At 35.4% G+C, this 18,882-nt stretch carries 12 protein-coding genes and 1 pseudogene; 11 read left to right on the top strand and 2 right to left on the bottom strand.

Annotation, left to right across the window (positions count from 1 at the left end; all coding sequences use genetic code 11):
• Positions 1 to 29 precede the first annotated feature (29 nt).
• A pseudogene (locus BBH99_RS23190) lies at positions 30 to 183 on the bottom strand (IS982 family transposase); the annotation flags it as partial.
• A 98-nt stretch (positions 184 to 281) separates the two neighbouring features.
• The gene (locus BBH99_RS18375) at positions 282 to 1,340 is read right to left on the bottom strand and encodes a PLP-dependent cysteine synthase family protein (protein ID WP_066699207.1); all 1,059 of its coding nucleotides are present in this window, start codon (positions 1,338 to 1,340) and stop codon (positions 282 to 284) included.
• 171 nt (positions 1,341 to 1,511) lie between these two features.
• Between BBH99_RS18375 and BBH99_RS18380 the strand changes: the two genes are divergently transcribed.
• The 11 genes from BBH99_RS18380 to trxB all read left to right on the top strand — a co-directional run bounded on the left by BBH99_RS18380 (position 1,512) and on the right by trxB (position 18,291).
• Positions 1,512 to 1,973, top strand: coding sequence for an Lrp/AsnC family transcriptional regulator (locus tag BBH99_RS18380; protein WP_066699167.1), 462 nt, complete (start codon positions 1,512 to 1,514; stop codon positions 1,971 to 1,973).
• A gap of 121 nt (positions 1,974 to 2,094) precedes the next feature.
• Complete coding sequence (locus BBH99_RS18385; RefSeq protein WP_228390840.1) at positions 2,095 to 2,637, top strand: RNA polymerase sigma-70 factor; 543 nt, start codon at positions 2,095 to 2,097, stop codon at positions 2,635 to 2,637.
• 154 nt (positions 2,638 to 2,791) lie between these two features.
• Positions 2,792 to 3,949 (top strand): FecR family protein, encoded by a 1,158-nt coding sequence (locus tag BBH99_RS18390; RefSeq protein WP_066699172.1) that lies wholly within the window; start codon positions 2,792 to 2,794, stop codon positions 3,947 to 3,949.
• A gap of 181 nt (positions 3,950 to 4,130) precedes the next feature.
• Complete coding sequence (locus BBH99_RS18395; protein ID WP_066699174.1) at positions 4,131 to 7,532, top strand: SusC/RagA family TonB-linked outer membrane protein; 3,402 nt, start codon at positions 4,131 to 4,133, stop codon at positions 7,530 to 7,532.
• A 31-nt stretch (positions 7,533 to 7,563) separates the two neighbouring features.
• Complete coding sequence (locus BBH99_RS18400) at positions 7,564 to 9,066, top strand: RagB/SusD family nutrient uptake outer membrane protein (RefSeq protein WP_066699177.1); 1,503 nt, start codon at positions 7,564 to 7,566, stop codon at positions 9,064 to 9,066.
• A gap of 256 nt (positions 9,067 to 9,322) precedes the next feature.
• Positions 9,323 to 10,534, top strand: a complete 1,212-nt coding sequence (locus tag BBH99_RS18405) for a thioredoxin family protein (protein ID WP_066699180.1) — start codon at positions 9,323 to 9,325, stop codon at positions 10,532 to 10,534.
• A 20-nt stretch (positions 10,535 to 10,554) separates the two neighbouring features.
• Positions 10,555 to 11,766, top strand: a complete 1,212-nt coding sequence (locus tag BBH99_RS18410; RefSeq protein ID WP_066699182.1) for a TlpA disulfide reductase family protein — start codon at positions 10,555 to 10,557, stop codon at positions 11,764 to 11,766.
• A 56-nt stretch (positions 11,767 to 11,822) separates the two neighbouring features.
• Positions 11,823 to 12,269: a protein-disulfide reductase DsbD domain-containing protein gene (locus BBH99_RS18415; RefSeq protein WP_066699194.1), complete on the top strand. Its 447-nt coding sequence runs from the start codon at positions 11,823 to 11,825 to the stop codon at positions 12,267 to 12,269.
• A gap of 19 nt (positions 12,270 to 12,288) precedes the next feature.
• A complete protein-coding gene (locus BBH99_RS18420; RefSeq protein WP_066699198.1) occupies positions 12,289 to 14,229 on the top strand; it encodes a protein-disulfide reductase DsbD family protein in 1,941 nt (646 codons plus the stop codon).
• A gap of 63 nt (positions 14,230 to 14,292) precedes the next feature.
• Positions 14,293 to 17,235: a M16 family metallopeptidase gene (locus tag BBH99_RS18425; RefSeq protein ID WP_066699200.1), complete on the top strand. Its 2,943-nt coding sequence runs from the start codon at positions 14,293 to 14,295 to the stop codon at positions 17,233 to 17,235.
• Between the two features lie 105 nt (positions 17,236 to 17,340).
• Positions 17,341 to 18,291 carry a thioredoxin-disulfide reductase gene (trxB, locus tag BBH99_RS18430; RefSeq protein ID WP_066699206.1) on the top strand — a complete coding sequence of 317 codons (951 nt, stop codon included), beginning with the start codon at positions 17,341 to 17,343 and terminating at the stop codon, positions 18,289 to 18,291.
• The last annotated feature ends 591 nt before the right edge of the window (positions 18,292 to 18,882 follow it).

Below are 18,882 nucleotides of genomic sequence, written 5' to 3' on the forward strand. Positions count from 1 at the left end.
AATGAGATTCTGAAAAGCTGATGCTAAATATCAATACTCATATATTCAGAAGTCAGATTTATCGCAATCATTCTTAAATCTGTTAACCTTGGTTTTGTATCTGAAATAAAAAATTCTCACTATCTAACCCTATCCCTTTAATACTTCTAAAATTCTCCCTTAATTTGCTGTAAATTTGTGCAGTGAATAGTTGGTTTAATAACTATAATTTACCGATTTATATAAGTTTGTGCAGCTTTTATACAATCTAAACCAATTGCACTACGGGTATTAATATATAACTATATCAATAATGGTTTTTCCAATCTTTTAATCGATAATGAGCCAGTAAAATGGATGTCTTTTGTTAGGTAGCTTTCTTTCATTGGCTCATCTTTAACAAGATCAGTGCTTAGATATTTTTTATTATCGTCAGCAATTATTGTTACTACAACAGCATCATCGCCCATTTCTTCTCTTAATTTTATAGCACCAATAATATTGGCCCCGGAAGATATGCCTACTGCTAAACCTAACTGGCTAGCTAGCTTTTGCGCCATAATGATGGAATCTCCATCTGATGCACTGATGATTTTATCCAGTTTATCCAATTGAACGATTGCAGGAATAAATTCGTCCGAAATCCCTTGTATACGATGAATTCCAACTTTGTAACCTGTTGTTAAAGTAGGACTTTCGAGAGGCTCCAATGGATGAATTTTAACTTCAGGATTATATTTTTTTAATTGTTTGCCAACTCCCATAACAGTTCCGCCAGTACCAACCCCTGCAACGAATGCATCAGCTCTCAATCCTATATTTTCTAATTGTAGCGCAATTTCTTTACCTGTTGTTAATTCATGAGCTTCAATATTGTATTGGTTTTCAAACTGACGAGGTATAAAAACACCTCCTTTAGACGCTAACTCCTCACAAAGTTTGATGCTTCTTAAGAAACCGCCTTCCTCTTTCGAGATCAATTCGATTTCTGCTCCCATACTTTTTATAATGTCAATACGCTCTTTGCTTAACCAGTTAGGCATAATAATCTTTACACGATGTCCCAAATTTTTCCCTATTGCCGAAAAAGCAATGCCTGTATTTCCACTTGTTGCTTCCACAATAATATCATCTGGCTGAATTTTGCAATTCATATAAGATTTATGCAAAATATACAATGCCATCCGGTCTTTAATACTTCCTGTAAGATTATAGTTCTCACATTTTACATATATTTTGCCTGGTTTATTCTTATAAATATATTGCAGTTCTAGCATTGGTGTATTTCCAACCAAATGCCATAAATGTTTAAATTGACGGTCTAATTCAGGAGATAAACAAACGTTTGAAGTAGCATTCATAATATTTAGTATTAATAATAGGTTTCGATTTTTATTTTGCAAAACTATTATTACTTAATTTATTATTCAATATATTTGTTAATATTCAATAAATTTTCTTGTATATATTGTAATTACCATAAAAATAATGTGAATTAGATTTAAATTTGCCCTTTAACAAAAAAATATATTATGAACCTTGACAATATCGATCTTACACTACTGAAACTTCTTCAAGAAGATGCAACATTAAACAACAAAGAACTTTCACTAAAACTTCATCTTTCCGTTGCAGCTACCCATGAAAGAGTAAAAAAGCTTAAATCCAGGGGATATATCAAAAAGACAGTTGCCATATTGGATCGTGATAAAATAGGATTAGGACTCATCTCTTTTCCGCAGGTCTTTTTGAAATCTCATACTTTTGAAGTGTTACAGGAATTTGAGAGAGAAGTCAGTAAATTTCCAGAAGTTATGGAATGTTATCAGATTGCAGGATCCTATGATTTTATGCTTCGTATTGTCACGAAAGACATGGATGCTTATAATGTTTTTCTACGCCACAAACTATCCTTACTTCCTCATGTGAACACAATACATACTTACTTTGTATTATCTGAAGTAAAAAATGTTACAGCCTATTCTCTAGAGTAAATACTTTATTAAAACTTAATTATTTTTTGATTTTAAGCTGAAGTATTATACTTTTGAATTCTTTTTACAGTTAATATACAGTTATAAATCTGTCATTGTTATCTCTCCTAAAAATATGAAAATGTCATCTTTATCATTAAAAGAATATGAAAATGCTTTTAATACGCTTTATCCTGCTTTATGCGTGTTCTCGAACACGTATATTCAAGATCTGGATATGGCGAAAGACATCGTTCAGGAAGTTTTTATCAAAATATGGGAGAAAAAAATTCAGCTGCAAGATGAGGCTGCTATAAAGTCTTATTTCTACATGGCTGTAAAAAACCGTTCTTTAGATTATTTAAAGAGTAAACACATAAAAGCTACTCGTTCCATCAGTGATGAAGATATTGCTCAGATGGAAACAGATTCCTTCTTTTTTCGCGAGGTTGCAGTCTCCGATATTTCGATGATTATTGAAAATGCTGTAAATACATTGCCTCCTAAATGCGCTGAAGTAATCAGACTAAGTATTGGTGGTATGAGTAACATTGAGATTTCTGAAAAATTAGGTATTTCTATAAATACAATTAAAACCCATAAAAAAAACGCTTACAAGTTTTTAAAGCCTTTACTAAAAGATTCTTTCTTATTATTTGTTTTTGTTTTTAAAATCAGAAATTAGTAATAATTCATTTGTTTAGAAGAGTATTTAATAAATATGTTATAGAAAATTAACGTTAAATTAAAGGCTTTTTGAAAATAAATGAAAAAAATATTTTTTTTAATTCACCCTCTTTATACTTTTTGTCGTCTTATTGATATAGCATCGTTATACAATGTCAATAATTAACAAAATACTCCAGATTTCAAAAAGTACAGCTTCTTCTATTTTAAATAAAGAAAAGCCCGACGCCTTGTTAGACTCAGATTTTTTTTCTGAATCTGATAAACAGTATATATTAAATCAAATTACAGATAAAAAAACGTTAGAACAACGCGCTGAATTAATTCGCCAGATTGATAAAGAAGAGGGATGGTTGGCTATCAAAAATAAAATTAAAACTCCGACAAAAAAACTTCAAATTTGGAAATACGCAGCCGCAGCCGCCGTTTTATTATTTATTTCCGGAATTATTGCAACCCAGTATATTGTTAAGGATAAATTTTTAGAGCAAAAAAACAGTATTACTAAAATCAGCATAAACCCTGGAACCGATAAAGCTATTCTAACTCTTGGGAATGGAAAACAAATATCTCTTGGAGAAGGTGATAATTACCATTCCGAAAATACGGATAGCAATGGAAAAGAGATTGTTTATAATAACAACGTATCAGGCGACACCGAGCTTAATTATTTAACAACACCAAAAGGGGGACAGTTTCTTATTAAACTAGCGGATGGAACAAAAATTTGGCTGAATTCAGATTCAAAACTAAAATTCCCAACTGCTTTTGTAGATGGTAAGCCACGTGAGGTTGAATTGGTTTATGGCGAAGCCTACTTTGATGTTTCACACAGTACAGCACATAAAGGATCACATTTTAAAGTTTTAACCGGTAAGCAAGATATCGAAGTTTTAGGAACTGAATTTAATGTTAAAGCTTACGAAAATGAAAATGTCATAACCACAACCTTGGTAAAAGGAAAAATAAAAATTTCTAATGGTACTGAAACTCAGGCTTTGCAACCAGGTGATAGGTCTGTACTCAGCCGTTCCAGCAATAATTTGAAAATGTCAACTGTAGACATTTTCAATGAGGTAGCCTGGAAAGAAGGTGTGTTCAGCTTTCAGAATATGCCTTTGAAGGACATTATGAAAGTTTTGGAAAGATGGTACAATGTAAAAACAGTTTTCAAAAATCCAGCTATTGAAAATGTTACTTTCAATGGAATTTTGGACAAAAACCAAAAAATAGAAGACATTTTAGCAATTATAAATGAAGCAAACAATACTCCATATGAAATAGAACAAAACACGGTAATTTTTAAGTAAACAAAAGTTATAAGTAATAAAAATAAAGGGAAAAGTGGTTAGCCTTCGAAACATAGACCAGCTTTTCCCCAATGCGACTTATAATTAATTCAACACTAACTGATAAATCAAGATCAAATTTATGAATTTTTTTAAACCTAGTAATGCTCTTCATTCAACAAAGAGCTTGCCAAATTTACTTATGCGAGGATTTATTTTCACCCTATCCGCTACGCTTTTTAGTTTTGCACCTTTAGGACTTTCATCGCAAAACACCAAAGTCGTTATTAAGAACAGCCAAGATGCTTCTGTTGACCAGATTTTTGAATTGATAAAAAAACAAACTTCCTATCGTTTTGTATACCGTTCGGATATGTTCGATAATATTCCGAAAATTTACCTTGAAAAAGGTACACTTACTGTGGAAGATCTTCTAGAGAAAATCGCCAACGGAAATTTCTATTATGAGATTACCTCTAACAATACCATTATTATTAAAAAAAATTCTGCAAAATCTGCGCAAACTATTGAAGTTAAAGGTAAGGTTACAGATGCCAATGGTGCACCAGTGTCCAATATTTATGTTTATGTTACTTCTACAGAACCTGCTGGTAGCAGTGTTAATAAAGACTTTGTGATGCGTGGAACGACCACCGATTCTGATGGTAACTTTAGCATTCAGGGAGAGGTTGGTCATTACTTGATGGTAATGGAAGAAGGCTTTTCCACTTATTCAGAGATTATTAGTAAAGACAAAACAGTTTATAATGTTAAGTTAAAATCTAAAGTAAAAATGGTGGAAGAAGTGGTAATGATAGGTTATGGTTCGTCTAAAAAGAAAGACTTAACGGGATCAGTTGCTTCCATTAACGCTGAAGATATTCAACAGATTAAAACTCAATCTATCGACAATGCTCTGGTAGGGAAGCTTCCTGGGGTTAATGTGCAAAGTCGTGGTGGTGCACCAGGTAGTGGTGCTATTGTTAACATCCGTGGGCTTAGTCAGATCCGTGGCGATAATCAGCCCTTATATGTAATAGATGGTATTGCTATAAACATAACCCCGAATTCTGAAAGTTTAGGATTAGTGAATTACGGTTTCAGGGAAAACCCGCTATTGGCAATTAACCCGGATGATATCGAAAGAATTGACGTATTGAAAGATGCATCTTCAGCAGCTATCTACGGTTCCAGAGCTGCAAATGGGGTGATTATCATTACCACTAAACGAGGTAGAAGAAGACAAGCGCCGAAGCTTTCGTTCAATGTCTCTTCTACAATACAAAGTCCATCTGCTAGATATGATTATTTAAATGCTGCCGACTATAAAAGGTTTGCAATAATGGCAGCACAAACTTACCTAAACAATTATGATCCCTCGAGCTGGCCAGATTTCCCACGTGAGTATGCTATGGTCACTAGTCCAGATACTTACTTTGGAAAAGCGGATACTGACTGGCAAAAGAAAATTTCTAATAATGCAGCATTGTGGAGTCAGTACAGCATGAATGTAAGTGGTGGATCTGAGAATGTTAACTATATGATATCCGCAGGAGTGTCTGACCAAGACGGAGTAATGAAAGAAAATGACTTCAAACGTTATACTTTTGCTTCTAATCTGGATGCTACTATTACCAAATGGCTAAAAATAGGTGGTACCATCAACTATAACTATTCAGTAAATAAAAACAAAGGTTTTAGTTCTCTTTCTCAAGGCAATTTCCGCCCGGATCTGGCACCTTTCGATGATAAAGGAAACTTTGCTACATACGAAGGAGACTTTGGGACACAATATACCTTGTTGGGAGAAGGTATGCAAACCAGAAGAAAGGCCATCTCCAAAAATCTGCTAGGCTCCATCTATGGAGAAGCGAGCCTTCTGAAGGATTTGAAGTTCAAATCTCAGCTAAGTGTTTCAACAAATACAGATACTTCTACCAGATTCATAACTTCAAAAAGCCAGGAAGCCTTGATTAGTGATCTCTATGACGGTAAACCGGGAGCTCAGTTGGTTAACCAAACCAATGAAAGTTGGTCTACATCTTTTGAGAACACATTAAGTTATAACAAACAGATTGGCAATAATCACAGAATAGATGCCATAGTGGGGATATCTTATAACCACAATCGTTACGATGCATCCTCGCAGAGTTATCGCGGCTTTCCAGATGATGACGTGTTAGTAGATATAAACTCTGCTACCTACTTTGATGCTGCAGGCAGTGAAAGTTTGGAGCAAGGACTTAACTCGATCTTCGGTAGAATAAATTATGGTTACAAAGGTAAGTATTTATTAACCTTTACAGGAAGAAGAGACGGTTCTACCAAATTCGGACCTGGGAGCAAATATGGATTTTTTCCTTCCGGAGCATTAGCATGGAATGTTCACAAAGAGCACTTTATGGAGAAGGTCAGTTTCCTAAACCAGCTGAAATTTAGAGCCTCATGGGGAATAACAGGATCCGATAATCTACCTTCTTTTACGTATTTAGCATATTACAAATCTTTGGATAATAATGGTTCTAAGTATGATGGTGTTAATGGTATTGTAGTATCCGGTGTGCCAAACGATAATATCAGGTGGGAGCAAACAGCTCAGACAGATTTTGGTATGGATTTCAGTTTATTTAACTCTCGAGTGAATGGGGAAATCGTACACTACAACAAGAAAACAACGGGGATTATTCTAATGACACCATTAGGCTATGAAACAGGCTTCAAAAACTGGAACGCCAACGTAGGAGACGTGTCGAACAAAGGTTGGGAATTTTTATTAGGTGTAGATGTGATCCGAAACAAAAATTTGAAATGGAATACCTCTTTCAATCTGTCTACGGTTAAAAATAACCTGGATCATTTATATGGAGGTAGATCTGCAGGACAAACCTTAATAGAAGGACAACCTCTGGGTGTATTCATCGGTTATGATGTGGTAAGAATTGCTCAAAATCAAGCAGAAATTGATGCACTAAATTCAGCAGCAGCGGGGGGACAATACCAATCATCTTTAAAAAAACCTGGAGACTATATTTTCAGAGACATAAATGGTGATGGTAAAATTACCTCTGCTGACAGAGTTCCTCTAGGTGATATCAACCCGAAATACTTCGGTGGATGGAATAATACGGTAACTTATAAAAACTGGGATTTCAGCATGAACTGGAATTTCTCCCAAGGCGGTAAACGTTTGTATGACAATATTACCAACCTGTATGCCATCAACCCACATAACAACCCAACTAAGGAGGTATTTGAAACATGGACTCCGGATAATCCCAATGCGCCGTATGCGGCTTATGGATCGGCCACTCATGGCTACACCCCGACATCGAGATCTGTGGCTAATGCTTCATATATCAAGTTACGTTCTGCTTCTATTGGTTATACCCTGCCATCTGAAATGTTCAAAGATACAGGGATTTCCAGAGTGCATTTATCACTAAGCGGAAACAACTTGTTGACCATTACCAACTACCCGGGCTTGGATCCGGAGGATGTTATATCCAGTTCTTTTGCCAACAGAAGTACAGGATATACTAGCGATGATGGTAGGGGTTATCCAAATGTGAGAACCTTTACTTTTTCTCTAAATGTAACCTTCTAATGCGTTTTTGTAAATCACTAAAAAGAATAACATGAAAAATAGAATATCCAAAAATATAGTATTAGTAGCAGCCCTAATGTTGTCTACTACAGCGTGTCAGCTTTCAGAACCATTAGACGATTATAAACCACTTTACTCCTTAGATGCTGATAATGCGATAAAGAATGAAGCTTCTGCAGAATTGGCACTTACCGGGGTATATTCCGGGTTCTTACAGGGAAGCACCAATACTGGGATGCCAATGCTGGTTCTTGTACCGGATATTATGAGTGGGTACAGCATCAATGGTACTTCTTCAAACAGTGCGGAAGATGTTGGATTAGCAACAAACAATCCTATTGCGACTGGAGCTAAAAGAACACAAGATATCTATGCTCTACTTTATGATATTGTAAACCGCAGCAACTGGATAATAGAGAAAACCACAGCTCTTGGTGATAATGTTTTTACCACAGCAGGTAGAAAAGCAGAAATTATTGCTGAAGGTAAGATTATGCGTGCCTTGGCAGATTTTTACCTGTTGCGTAACTTCGGACAGTTTTACAATATCAATTCAGAATACGGTATTGTGTTAAGAAATTCTCCTGTTAGGGATAATATTATTCCACCAAGAAGCACAGTAGCACAGACCTATGCCTCTATACTGGCGGATTTGGATGAAGGTATTGCCAATGCCCCCGATCTTAGAAGTAAAAAATATACCAGCAAAACCTTTGCAAAAGCTCTGAAAGCAAGAGTATTACTGTACATGGGGAAATACCAGGAAGCTGCTAATTTATGCCAGGATGTTATTAATGCTTCCAATGCTAATTTCAGACTGGCAACTACCTATACCGAATTCTTTTTGGATCATACTACCACAACAATATTTAGCAATCCTGAGATTTTATTTGGTACTGCTGGTGAGGGTTCTTTAGGTATTGGTATCGGTAATAATTATTCAGGAACTTATGCGAAAATGGCCCAATCTTATAAAGATGCGTTAGCTCAAACTATTAATGTTGGTGGACAGACCATTATCTGCGATAACGGTATAAGAAACAATTCATTCCCAACCAATTCTAAATATGGAGGCTTTTATACGACTAAATATCGTTCTAATTTCGTATCGGGTACCAATGAGATGTTTTACCAAATGCGTATGGCAGAGGTGTATCTTATTTTGGCAGAAGCCAGTGCAAGAGCTAATAATGTGGTAACTGAGCAGGCTTTGAAGGCAATTAATACCATAAGAACCAGAGCAGGAGCAAAAGCAACTGGTGGAAATGGTTTTGAAATCTATCCTAGTAACATGACACTATCTGAGTTTTTAAAAGCAGTACGTTACGAAAAACTAGCGGAATTGTATGCCGAAGGTGGAGAAACCTGGTATGATTTAATCCGGTACGATTATATAGATGGTGGTTTTAGTGGAGGTTTCAAAGTTTCCGATGTTAAAGCATCTGCAACCAACCCTGATAAATTTATTCTACCAATTCCTACCGAATCTATTGATGCCGGTGGTAAAACAGTGAAGCAAAACCCTTCATATTAACATTTATTTTTCCTTGAAGCAGGGCTTCTTGCTCTGCTTTGGATTTTTTTGATTTAGAATAAAACTTTTGAAATAATCACCACATAGGCATATAGAAATAAATTTTTTTAATGAAAGTAGCAATAGTTTATAACTGTATTTTCATCTACGATGAAAACTATTATACAGTTAAGGAACCTTGTTACGATGAAAAACTATGTCTCTATTACGGGTTAAAAAATTGAAATCTATAAACTTTATAACAGTAAAATAAAAAATGAAAAAAATTACAGCAATATTTATTCTTTCTGTTTCCATTTCCACAATGTGGGCACAGGGAATAAACTTTGAACATGGAACTTTCAAAGAAGCATTAGCAAAAGCTAAGGTGGAGAAAAAATTAGTCTTTATGGACAGCTACACTACATGGTGTGGTCCGTGTAAAGTAATGTCAAAAGAAATTTTCCCACAACAAAAGGTTGGCGATTATATTAATGCCAATTTCGTTAGCATCAAAATGGACATGGAAAAAGGTGAAGGAATAGAATTGGTAAAAACCTATGATGTGAAGGCTTACCCGACCTTACTTTTCCTGGATAGTGATGGGAAAGTATTACACAGAGCTTCAGGAGCTGGCACTAGCGAAGACTTCTTGGAATTAGCGGAAATAGCCAAAGATCCAGCCAAACAAATGAGCACTATGGAGAAGCAATATAAAGCAGGGAAAAGAGATTTACCATTCCTCGCAAAGTATGTCAAAGTCTTGTTTGAGGCGTTTAAAAATGATGAATGTATCAAGATAGGAAGTGAAGCAATTTCTAAAATGACACCGACACAATATTTATCTGATGATGGATTTACGATTATTCAATGTACAGGAATTAAATATAAAAGTAAAGAATACAATTATTTACTAAAAAACAAATCGAAGTTTATTGCTAAAGCTGATATTGGAGAAAAAGGGTATGACTATGTTATGACACAAGCAATCTCAGATTATCTCAATAAAGTTGCCAAATCGGCAAAGTCTATGGATGATTTGAAGAAGGCTATTGCAGAAACACGTAAAGATTTTATCTCTCAATATCAAGATGTTTTAGAAAGAACAGTTATTTCCGAATATTACTTTGAGCACAAAGAGTATGATACATGGTTTGATTTTAACAAGGAACAAGCCGATATAGCTTTCCAAAAGGATAAAAAGAGTAGCCTGGTTAATTATATTAATATTGCCTATAATGTTGCAATCAGTCCTGAATTTGAAAAAGCTGGACTTTATGAAAAATCAATCAATATGTTGGAAGGTATAAAAGATATCAATCCAAACTTTGTCGCGACTAATTTTTGCCTTGCTAATTTATACTTCAAAGTAGGAAACAAAGGAAAAGCTTTGGAAAATATTAACTATTTCCTCAAAAAATATGAGGGGAAGAAAGAAGATCCAAGTGCCGAAAGTATCGAACTGAAAGCTAAAATTGAAAAAATGTAATTCATATAAATAGTAAAGAAATGATACAACTAAATATAATAAAAACAGTCTTGGCTACAAGCCTTCTGACCACTATGGCTGTTCAGACATCTGCCCAGAATAAATTCCATATAGATGGTACGGTTATCGGTTTGCAAGATGGTAAAATATACTATTATAAAGGTGAAGAAGCTGCATCCATAGAAGTAAAAAGTGGCAAATTCCATTTGGACGGAGACATGGAAGGCCCTGTTAGTAGTGTGCTTTTTTTGCGGGATTCTAAATATAATTATAAAGATCAAACGTCCTTTACTTCCTTTTACCTGGAACCTAAAAAACAAACTCTAAAGCTGAATTATTCTGACTTCAGAAAAAGCGTTTTGACAGGTTCCAAACCTCAGGATGATAGTTATCGATTCGAGGCTATTAATGATAAGATTAAAAAGAAGTACCAAAAGCAGTTTGATAAAGTAAAAGCGCTTCAAAAAAAGTATGACCAGGTTGCCGCCACAAAAGATGAGAAAGCGACGGAGGCAGTAGCTTACGAAATAGACGATGCAAAAGCTTTGCTAGGTCCTGCTTATAAAGAAATGACTGCTGCTGGAATGAAATTCATGAAGGACAATCCAAAGTCTTTTATCAATATAAACAACATGTATTTTTATCTTGATGATATGAGTTATGAAGAAGCCATAAAGTACTACAACAGCTTTAACAACTTATATAAAAATACTAAAGAGGCTAAGTATCTTCTCTCGAAGATCGAAGCCAAGCAGAAAGGAGTTCCGGGTGTTATGGCAGGAGATTTTGATAGCATAGATATCAATGGAAACCCTATAAAACTTGGAGATTTCAAAGGCCAATATGTGTTGATGGATTTTTGGGCTTCTTGGTGTATACCTTGTAGAAAAGGTAACCCTCATTTGTTAAAAATTTATAATACCTACAAATCTAAAGGTTTAGAAATAGTAGGTGTAGCAGATGATGATAACAACCAAGCTGCTTGGAGAAAAGCAGTTGAAAAAGATGGTATCGGTGTATGGAAACATACTTTGCGAGGCTTACAATACAAGCCTGGGACACATCAGCAAATTAACAAAGATAAAGATATTAGCGATGGCTACAACGTAAGTAGTCTACCAACCAAGATATTGATAGGTCCGGATGGGAAAATTGTCGCCAGATACAATGGTGGTGAGGAAGATGATAGGAAAATGGACGCTGACTTAGAAGCTATTTTTGCTTCAAAATAAACAATGTGTAATGCCTTAATTTGAATGCTTTTAGGCAAATTTTAATCTTAAAAATTATGAGAAAATTATTTTCAATAGCTCTATTATTTGTTATAATAGGCGTTAGTGCGCAGGTGTATAACCCTGTGAAATGGAAAACAAGTGTGACTAAGGTCTCTGCTGATGAATATGATCTTATTGCTACAGCTATTATTGAAAAAGGCTGGCACCTATACTCGCAGTCTGTTCCGGCGGGCGGCCCCGTACCTACAAAATTTACTTTTAAAAGTAATCCAAGCTATCTAAAAAAGGGTAATACGATGGAAGATAAGGGAACCGTTGTTGAGGACCGGATTTTTGAAATGAAAATTAAATATTTCTCTAATAAAGCGGTTTTCAAACAGCGAATCAAGGTAAAAAGTAACCCTGGGTTCCAAGTGAAAAGTGATGTTGAATTTATGGCTTGTGATGACACAAAATGTCTTCCCCCAAAGGTGGAAGCTCTTGTATTTCAGGTAAAATAACAAACTGTTTTTATAATTTATGAAAAAATTAATATGGTTACTGGCTTTTTTTACAGTTGTTATATTTCATGCACAGGACATAAATCCTGTTGCATGGAAGACAAGTGTAGAAAAAATTTCAGATAAAGAATATAATCTCGTTGCTACTGCGATTATTAAAGATGGCTGGCATCTATACTCTCAGGAAGTAATGGAGGGACCTGCTGCAACAGCTTTTATGTATGATGATAGTGCTGGAGGCTTTACCCTAGTGGGAAATACCGCCGAGAATGAAGGAAAAACAATAGAAGACCCGGTTTTTAAACTGAAAGTGAAAACTTTTATTGGTGAAGTGGTTTTTAAGCAAAAAGTGAACATTGAAGGAAAACCTAATCCTATTAATGCCACAGTGGAATACATGGTAGGGAATACTTCCAAAGTACTACCTGTTAGCAGTGCAGATCTTATGTTCGACTTGAAAAATGTAGCAGCTGCTCCCGAAAAAAAAGGTATAAAAACGGCAGCTGCGACAGAAACTGAAAATACTGCTGACAGAGGACTTTTAGCAATTTTTCTTTTGTCGTTTTTTTCCGGTTTTGCAGCATTACTTACTCCGTGTGTATTTCCAATGATTCCGATGACAGTAAGCTTTTTTACTAAGCAAAGTAAAACGAAGGCCGCTGGAATAAGGAATGCTACGATTTATGGTATTTCAATCATTGTTATTTATGTGATATTGGGGTCATTGGTTACTGGGATTTTCGGTGCCGATTCTTTGAATGCGCTTTCCACAAATGTCTGGTTTAATCTTATATTTTTCATTCTGCTAATTATTTTTGCCATTTCGTTTTTGGGAGCATTTGACATTGTACTGCCAAGTAAATTTGCCAACAAAGTAGATTCGCAGGCAGACAGAGGTGGTATGGTTGGCATTTTCTTTATGGCACTTACATTAGCGGTGGTATCATTCTCTTGTACAGGACCTATTGTAGGAACACTACTGGTACAAGCTGCTTCTAAAGGAGGTATTGCACCAATCGTTGGGATGTTGGGCTTTTCTACCGCTATTGCGCTTCCATTTTCATTGTTTGCTGCTTTCCCGGGCTGGCTGAATGCCTTACCAAAATCAGGAAGCTGGTTGAATACAGTGAAAGTAGTATTAGGCTTCTTGGAGCTGGCATTGGCTTTTAAGTTTTTATCAAATGCAGATTTGGTGTTACAACTTCATTGGTTGGAAAGAGAAGTTTTTTTAGCAATATGGATCGCTATTTTTGGAAGTCTTGCATTGTATCTATTTGGGAAAATTACTCTTCCGCACGATTCTCCGTTGAATTTTATTTCGGTAGGGAGACTTTGTTTAGGAATTATTGTGCTAAGTTTTACGATTTATCTTATTCCGGGATTGTGGGGTGCTCAGCTAAAGCTAATTAGTGGTTTCCCACCACCAATGAATTACAGTGAATCTCCTAAAGGAGTTGGAGGAGGAGCTGGAAAAGCTAATGGAACAGATATAGCATCTGCACTTCCTGAAGGTGCAGAATCTGGGCCGCATGATATTCCTACATTCCACGATTATAATAAAGGAATTGCATATGCTAAAAAAGTCGGTAAACCTGTAATGCTAGATTTTACAGGCTATGCTTGTGTGAATTGTAGAAAAATGGAAGAAAAGGTTTGGCCAGATGAAAAAGTCTTGAATCATTTGAAAAATGATGTTGTTGTTGTTTCATTGTATGTTGATGATAAAAGAGAACTTCCTGAAAACGAAAGATTTAAATCTGAAATTACAGGTAAAGAAATAGAATATACAGGACAAAAGTGGAGTGAATTTCAGATATTGAAATATCAAACAAATGCGCAACCTTATTATGTTTTGATTGATCATGAAGGTAATAACCTGAACGCGCCTACTGCCTACAATCCAGATATTAATGCCTATCAAAACTGGCTGGAAGATGGAATAAAAAAATTTAAAAAGTAATATAAACCTTAGATGAAAGAAAACTGAAAATATTCAATCTAGTTTTGAAAAAATAATTAATACATGAAGTTTTTTAAAAAAATTACTATTGCAATTACTATTGCTGCAACATTCAGCAATATGTATTTTGCACAAAGCCAGACATACGAGTGGAAAGAGGCTACTTCAGCAGGATATACTTATCAATATGTAACCAATGATCCTACATCAGCAAGATATTATACACTGAAAAATGGCTTAACCGTTATTTTAAGTCCAACTAAAAAAGAACCCCGTATTCAGGCATATATTGCTACAAAAGCTGGTAGCAAAACCGATCCTGCGGATCATACCGGATTGGCTCACTACCTGGAGCATATGCTTTTTAAAGGAACGGATAAGTTTGGTACAAAAGACTGGTCTAAGGAAAAACCACTTTTGGATAAAATTGATGGATTATACGAAGAGTATAACAAAACTACAGATGTAGAAAAGCGTAAAGCTATTTACAAACAAATAGACCAGGTGTCCGGAGAAGCTGCAAAGTTCGCAATCGCTAACGAGTACGACAAAATGATGGGTGCTATGGGGGGACAAGGAACCAATGCATTTACTTCTTTTGAACAGACTGTTTATACTGAGGATATCCCTGCTAATGCTATGGATAAGTTTTTGGCATTACAGTCTGAACGTTTCCGTGCTCCGGCATTACGTATTTTCCATACCGAGCTGGAGGCCGTTTATGAAGAGAAGAATCGTGGGTTGGATGACGACGGACGTAAAGTTTTTGAAACGATGTTTGCCGGACTTTTCCCAGAAAATAATTATGGTAAGCAAACTACCCTTGGTACTATCGAACATTTGAAGAATCCTTCTTTAAAAGCAATTCGCGAATATTATAACACCTATTATGTACCTAACAATATGGGGGTTATTATGTCGGGAGATTTTAATCCGGACGAGCTTATAGCTAAAATAGATAAGGCTTTTTCTTATATGCAAGCAAAGAAAATCCCTGAATATAATCCTGGAAAGGAAAATCCTATTTCTGCACCTGTGGTAAAAGAAGTATGGGGACCTAATCCGGCGAATATTATGATAGGATTCCGTTTCCCTGGTGCTTCTACTAAGGATGCCCGTTTACTTTCGTTAGTTGGTGAAATGTTGACCAACGGACAAGCTGGGCTTATTGATCTGGATTTGGTTAAAAAACAAAAGCTTCTGGGAGCATCAGCATCTGCATATCCTTTAAAAGATTATTCCGTAATGCTTTTACAAGGAAATCCTGTTGAAGGGCAAACTTTGGATCAGGTTAGGGAATTATTGCTTCAGGAAATTAACAAACTTAAAAAAGGAGATTTCCCGGATGATCTAATCCCGTCTGTTGTCAATAATGTGAAGAAAAATACAATTCAGGGTGATGAGAGATACACCTCTCGTGCTGGTAATCTCATGAATGAATTTACATCCGGTGTGGATCATAAATCTACATTGGATTATATCGGTGAGATTTCTGCTCTTACCAAACAGGATATTGTAAATTTTGCCAATAAATATTTTAATGATAATAATTATGTGGCTGTTTACAAGAGAAAAGGTGCAGACAAAAATGTAGTGAAAGTTGAGAAACCACCTATTACTCCGGTAGAAGTTAATCGCGATGCACAATCTCCTTTCCTTGTAAAGGTTAATAATATGCCTGAATTACCTATAAAACCAGTATGGCTGGATTATAATAAGGACATTCAGAAATCTAAATTGGGCGAATTAAATATCCTTTCTGTAAAAAATACAGATAATGACCTGTTCCGTCTGCATTATTATTTCGGTGTAGGTAAATGGAATAATAAACTATTGCCTTTAGCAGCAAGTTATTTGGAATTTCTGGGGACTAAAAATAAATCTTCAGAAGATATAAGTAAAGATTTTTATAAGTTGGCAGCCAGCTTCAAGGTAAGTGCAGGTAATGAAGAAACCTATATTACATTAGATGGTCTTAATTCAAATTTTGCTCAGTCGATAAGTCTTTTTGAAGATCTTCTTAAAAACTGTCAGCCGGATGAAGAAGCTTTACAGGCATTCAAAGCAAGGCTGAAAAAAGCAAGACAAAATGCTAAGCAGAACAAAGGTTCTATTATGGCCGGATTAAGAAGTTATGCTCAGTATGGCGCTCAGAATCCATTTAATAATGTATTGACAGATGCTGAATTAGATGCACTGAAAGCTGAGGATCTTGTTGCAATATTACATGATCTGTTCAATTACAAGCATGATGTTCTTTATTATGGACCAAAAGCCGGGGCAGAGCTTGTAGCAGCTTTAAAACCTCTTCATAAAACTCCGTCTGCTTTCAAAAACTTTGCTCAGAGTAAGACATTTACTCAAACTACTTCGGATAAGAATAAAGTGCTTTTTGCTGACTATGATATGGTCCAGTCAGAAGTAGCATGGTCCAGAAATTCCGATTTCTATAATGCTAAAGAAGTTCCGACAATTAGCTTATTCAATAATTATTTTGGTGGCGGAATGGGATCAATTGTATTCCAGACAATAAGAGAATCTAAGGCTTTGGCTTACTCTACTTCATCATACTATTCTACTCCTGGTAAAAAAGGTGACAGAGATGTAATTATGGCGTATGTAGGAACGCAGGCGGATAAATTCAATGAGGCAACTGCCGCTATGAATGATTTGCTTACTACACTGCCACAATCTGAAAAACTATTTGTTACGGCTAAAGACGGATTAAAGAAAACATTAGCATCGGAAAGAATCTCTCAGGACGGAATTATTTTTAATTATATCAAAGCTCAGAAACTAGGGAACAATTTTGATATTCGTAAGAATATATTTGAGCAAACCCAGACGATGAGTTTTAATGATATTAAAAACTTCCATTCCAAGGAGCTTAGTGGTAAGAATTATACTTATTGTATAGTGGCTAGTGAAAATAAAGTAAAAGAAGAAGATATGAAGAAGCTAGGTGAGTTTAAAAAGCTTACACTGGCTGAAATATTTGGTTATTAAAAAGAAGAGTTTTTTGTTAGTAGATTGTATACTTAGTTAATTATCAATATTAAAATTTAACAGAGTAATATAATGTTAACGAAATTGTATCCGAACTGAGATTGTATGGAAAATATTTTAGATTGTATAATCGTAGGCTCTGGGCCTGCTGGATATACAGCAGCTATTTACGCTGCAAGAGCAGACATGAAGCCAGAACTGTTTACTGGACTTGAACCGGGAGGGCAATTAACTACAACAACCGAAGTAGATAACTTTCCGGGATATCCATCAGGAATTACTGGACCTGAAATGATGATGGATTTACAAAAGCAGGCGGAGCGTTTTGAAACTAAAGTTCACTATGAGATGATTAGCACTGTAGAATTTGCTAAAGAAGAAGGTGGTATACACAAGCTAAGCACAGGTACTCGTGAAATATTGGCTAGAACTGTAATTATTTCTACAGGGGCAACAGCTAAATATCTTGGATTAGATGACGAGAAAAAATACAGTGGTGGAGGTGTATCTGCTTGTGCTACTTGCGATGGTTTCTTTTACAAAGGAAAAGATGTTATTGTTGTAGGAGCCGGGGATACTGCTGCTGAAGAAGCTACGTATTTGTCCAAGATCTGTAATAAGGTAATTATGTTAGTTCGTAAAGATCATTTTCGTGCTTCTAAAGCTATGGTTCATCGTGTAATGAATACTTCTAATATTGAAGTGAAATTCAATCATGAGCTGGTAGCTATTGAAGGAGAAAATAACCTTGTAGAAAGAGCTGTAGCAATTAATAATGTTACCAATGAGAAATCTACAATAGATGTTCATGGTATTTTTATCGCTATCGGTCATAAGCCTAATACAGAAGTTTTTGGTGGTCAGCTCGATTTAAATGAAAATGGTTATATCCTTACAGAAAAAGGGTCTACGAGGACAAATCTTCCTGGTGTATTTGCAGCAGGAGATGTTCAGGATCATATCTATAGACAGGCGATTACAGCTGCAGGGAGCGGCTGTATGGCAGCGATGGACGCTGAGAAATATCTTAGCGAGCTTGAACATAATAAGAATTAAATCACTATTTATGCTACAAGAGTAGGTATGAAGTCAGGATTTTATCAGATCTTAGTTATTAATTCAAAATAGTGCAAAAAGCTTTAGAACAAGTGTTCTAAAGCTTTTTTGTTATATAAAAAATCTAAACAAAAACCTTCATGGAAGAACAACTTAAAGACAATGAGTTTGTAGAAATACAGAACTTAATTATGGAGTTTATCCTGACTTCTATAATCGTATTAATAAGGTGTCCGAAAATAAATTAGCTAACCTGGATTTGAAATATGCTAGATATATATTTAGACAATAGAGGGTTATCAAACCAAGCTTCAATGCTGCTGAAATCACTGTTATAGCACTTTTAGACTGTCAATTTCAGACAGACTCAGGTTTTAATACGTAAAAATTCAAACCATAAAATATCAGGCTGTAAAAGTGGATCATGCTCAAAAGTTGTGGTAAAACAATTGAATACCGATTGATTATTCTAAATTCTATAGACGCAAAGAATTAGTGATTCGAATACTTTATTTTAGGAGGCTAAGTAATGCGACTTCGTCGCTGATGAAGCTTTGTGAGTATGCGTTCGCTTTTTCAGATCGATTGAAA

The sequence above is a fragment of the Chryseobacterium contaminans genome, from assembly GCF_001684955.1.
GTDB classification, from domain to species: domain Bacteria; phylum Bacteroidota; class Bacteroidia; order Flavobacteriales; family Weeksellaceae; genus Chryseobacterium; species Chryseobacterium contaminans.

Excerpts from the sequence above, each read along its gene's own strand:
- BBH99_RS18405 (WP_066699180.1), top strand. The coding sequence starts at position 9,323 with ATGAAAAAAATTACAGCAATATTTATTCTTTCTGTTTCCATTTCCACA.
- BBH99_RS18415 (WP_066699194.1), top strand. The coding sequence starts at position 11,823 with ATGAGAAAATTATTTTCAATAGCTCTATTATTTGTTATAATAGGCGTT.
- trxB (WP_066699206.1), top strand. The coding sequence starts at position 17,341 with ATGGAAAATATTTTAGATTGTATAATCGTAGGCTCTGGGCCTGCTGGA.
- BBH99_RS18400 (WP_066699177.1), top strand. The coding sequence starts at position 7,564 with ATGAAAAATAGAATATCCAAAAATATAGTATTAGTAGCAGCCCTAATG.
- BBH99_RS18395 (WP_066699174.1), top strand. The coding sequence starts at position 4,131 with ATGCGAGGATTTATTTTCACCCTATCCGCTACGCTTTTTAGTTTTGCA.
- BBH99_RS18410 (WP_066699182.1), top strand. The coding sequence starts at position 10,555 with ATGATACAACTAAATATAATAAAAACAGTCTTGGCTACAAGCCTTCTG.
- BBH99_RS18425 (WP_066699200.1), top strand. The coding sequence starts at position 14,293 with ATGAAGTTTTTTAAAAAAATTACTATTGCAATTACTATTGCTGCAACA.
- BBH99_RS18390 (WP_066699172.1), top strand. The coding sequence starts at position 2,792 with ATGTCAATAATTAACAAAATACTCCAGATTTCAAAAAGTACAGCTTCT.
- BBH99_RS18420 (WP_066699198.1), top strand. The coding sequence starts at position 12,289 with ATGAAAAAATTAATATGGTTACTGGCTTTTTTTACAGTTGTTATATTT.
- BBH99_RS18375 (WP_066699207.1), bottom strand. The coding sequence starts at position 1,340 with ATGAATGCTACTTCAAACGTTTGTTTATCTCCTGAATTAGACCGTCAA.
- BBH99_RS18380 (WP_066699167.1), top strand. The coding sequence starts at position 1,512 with ATGAACCTTGACAATATCGATCTTACACTACTGAAACTTCTTCAAGAA.
- BBH99_RS18385 (WP_228390840.1), top strand. The coding sequence starts at position 2,095 with ATGTCATCTTTATCATTAAAAGAATATGAAAATGCTTTTAATACGCTT.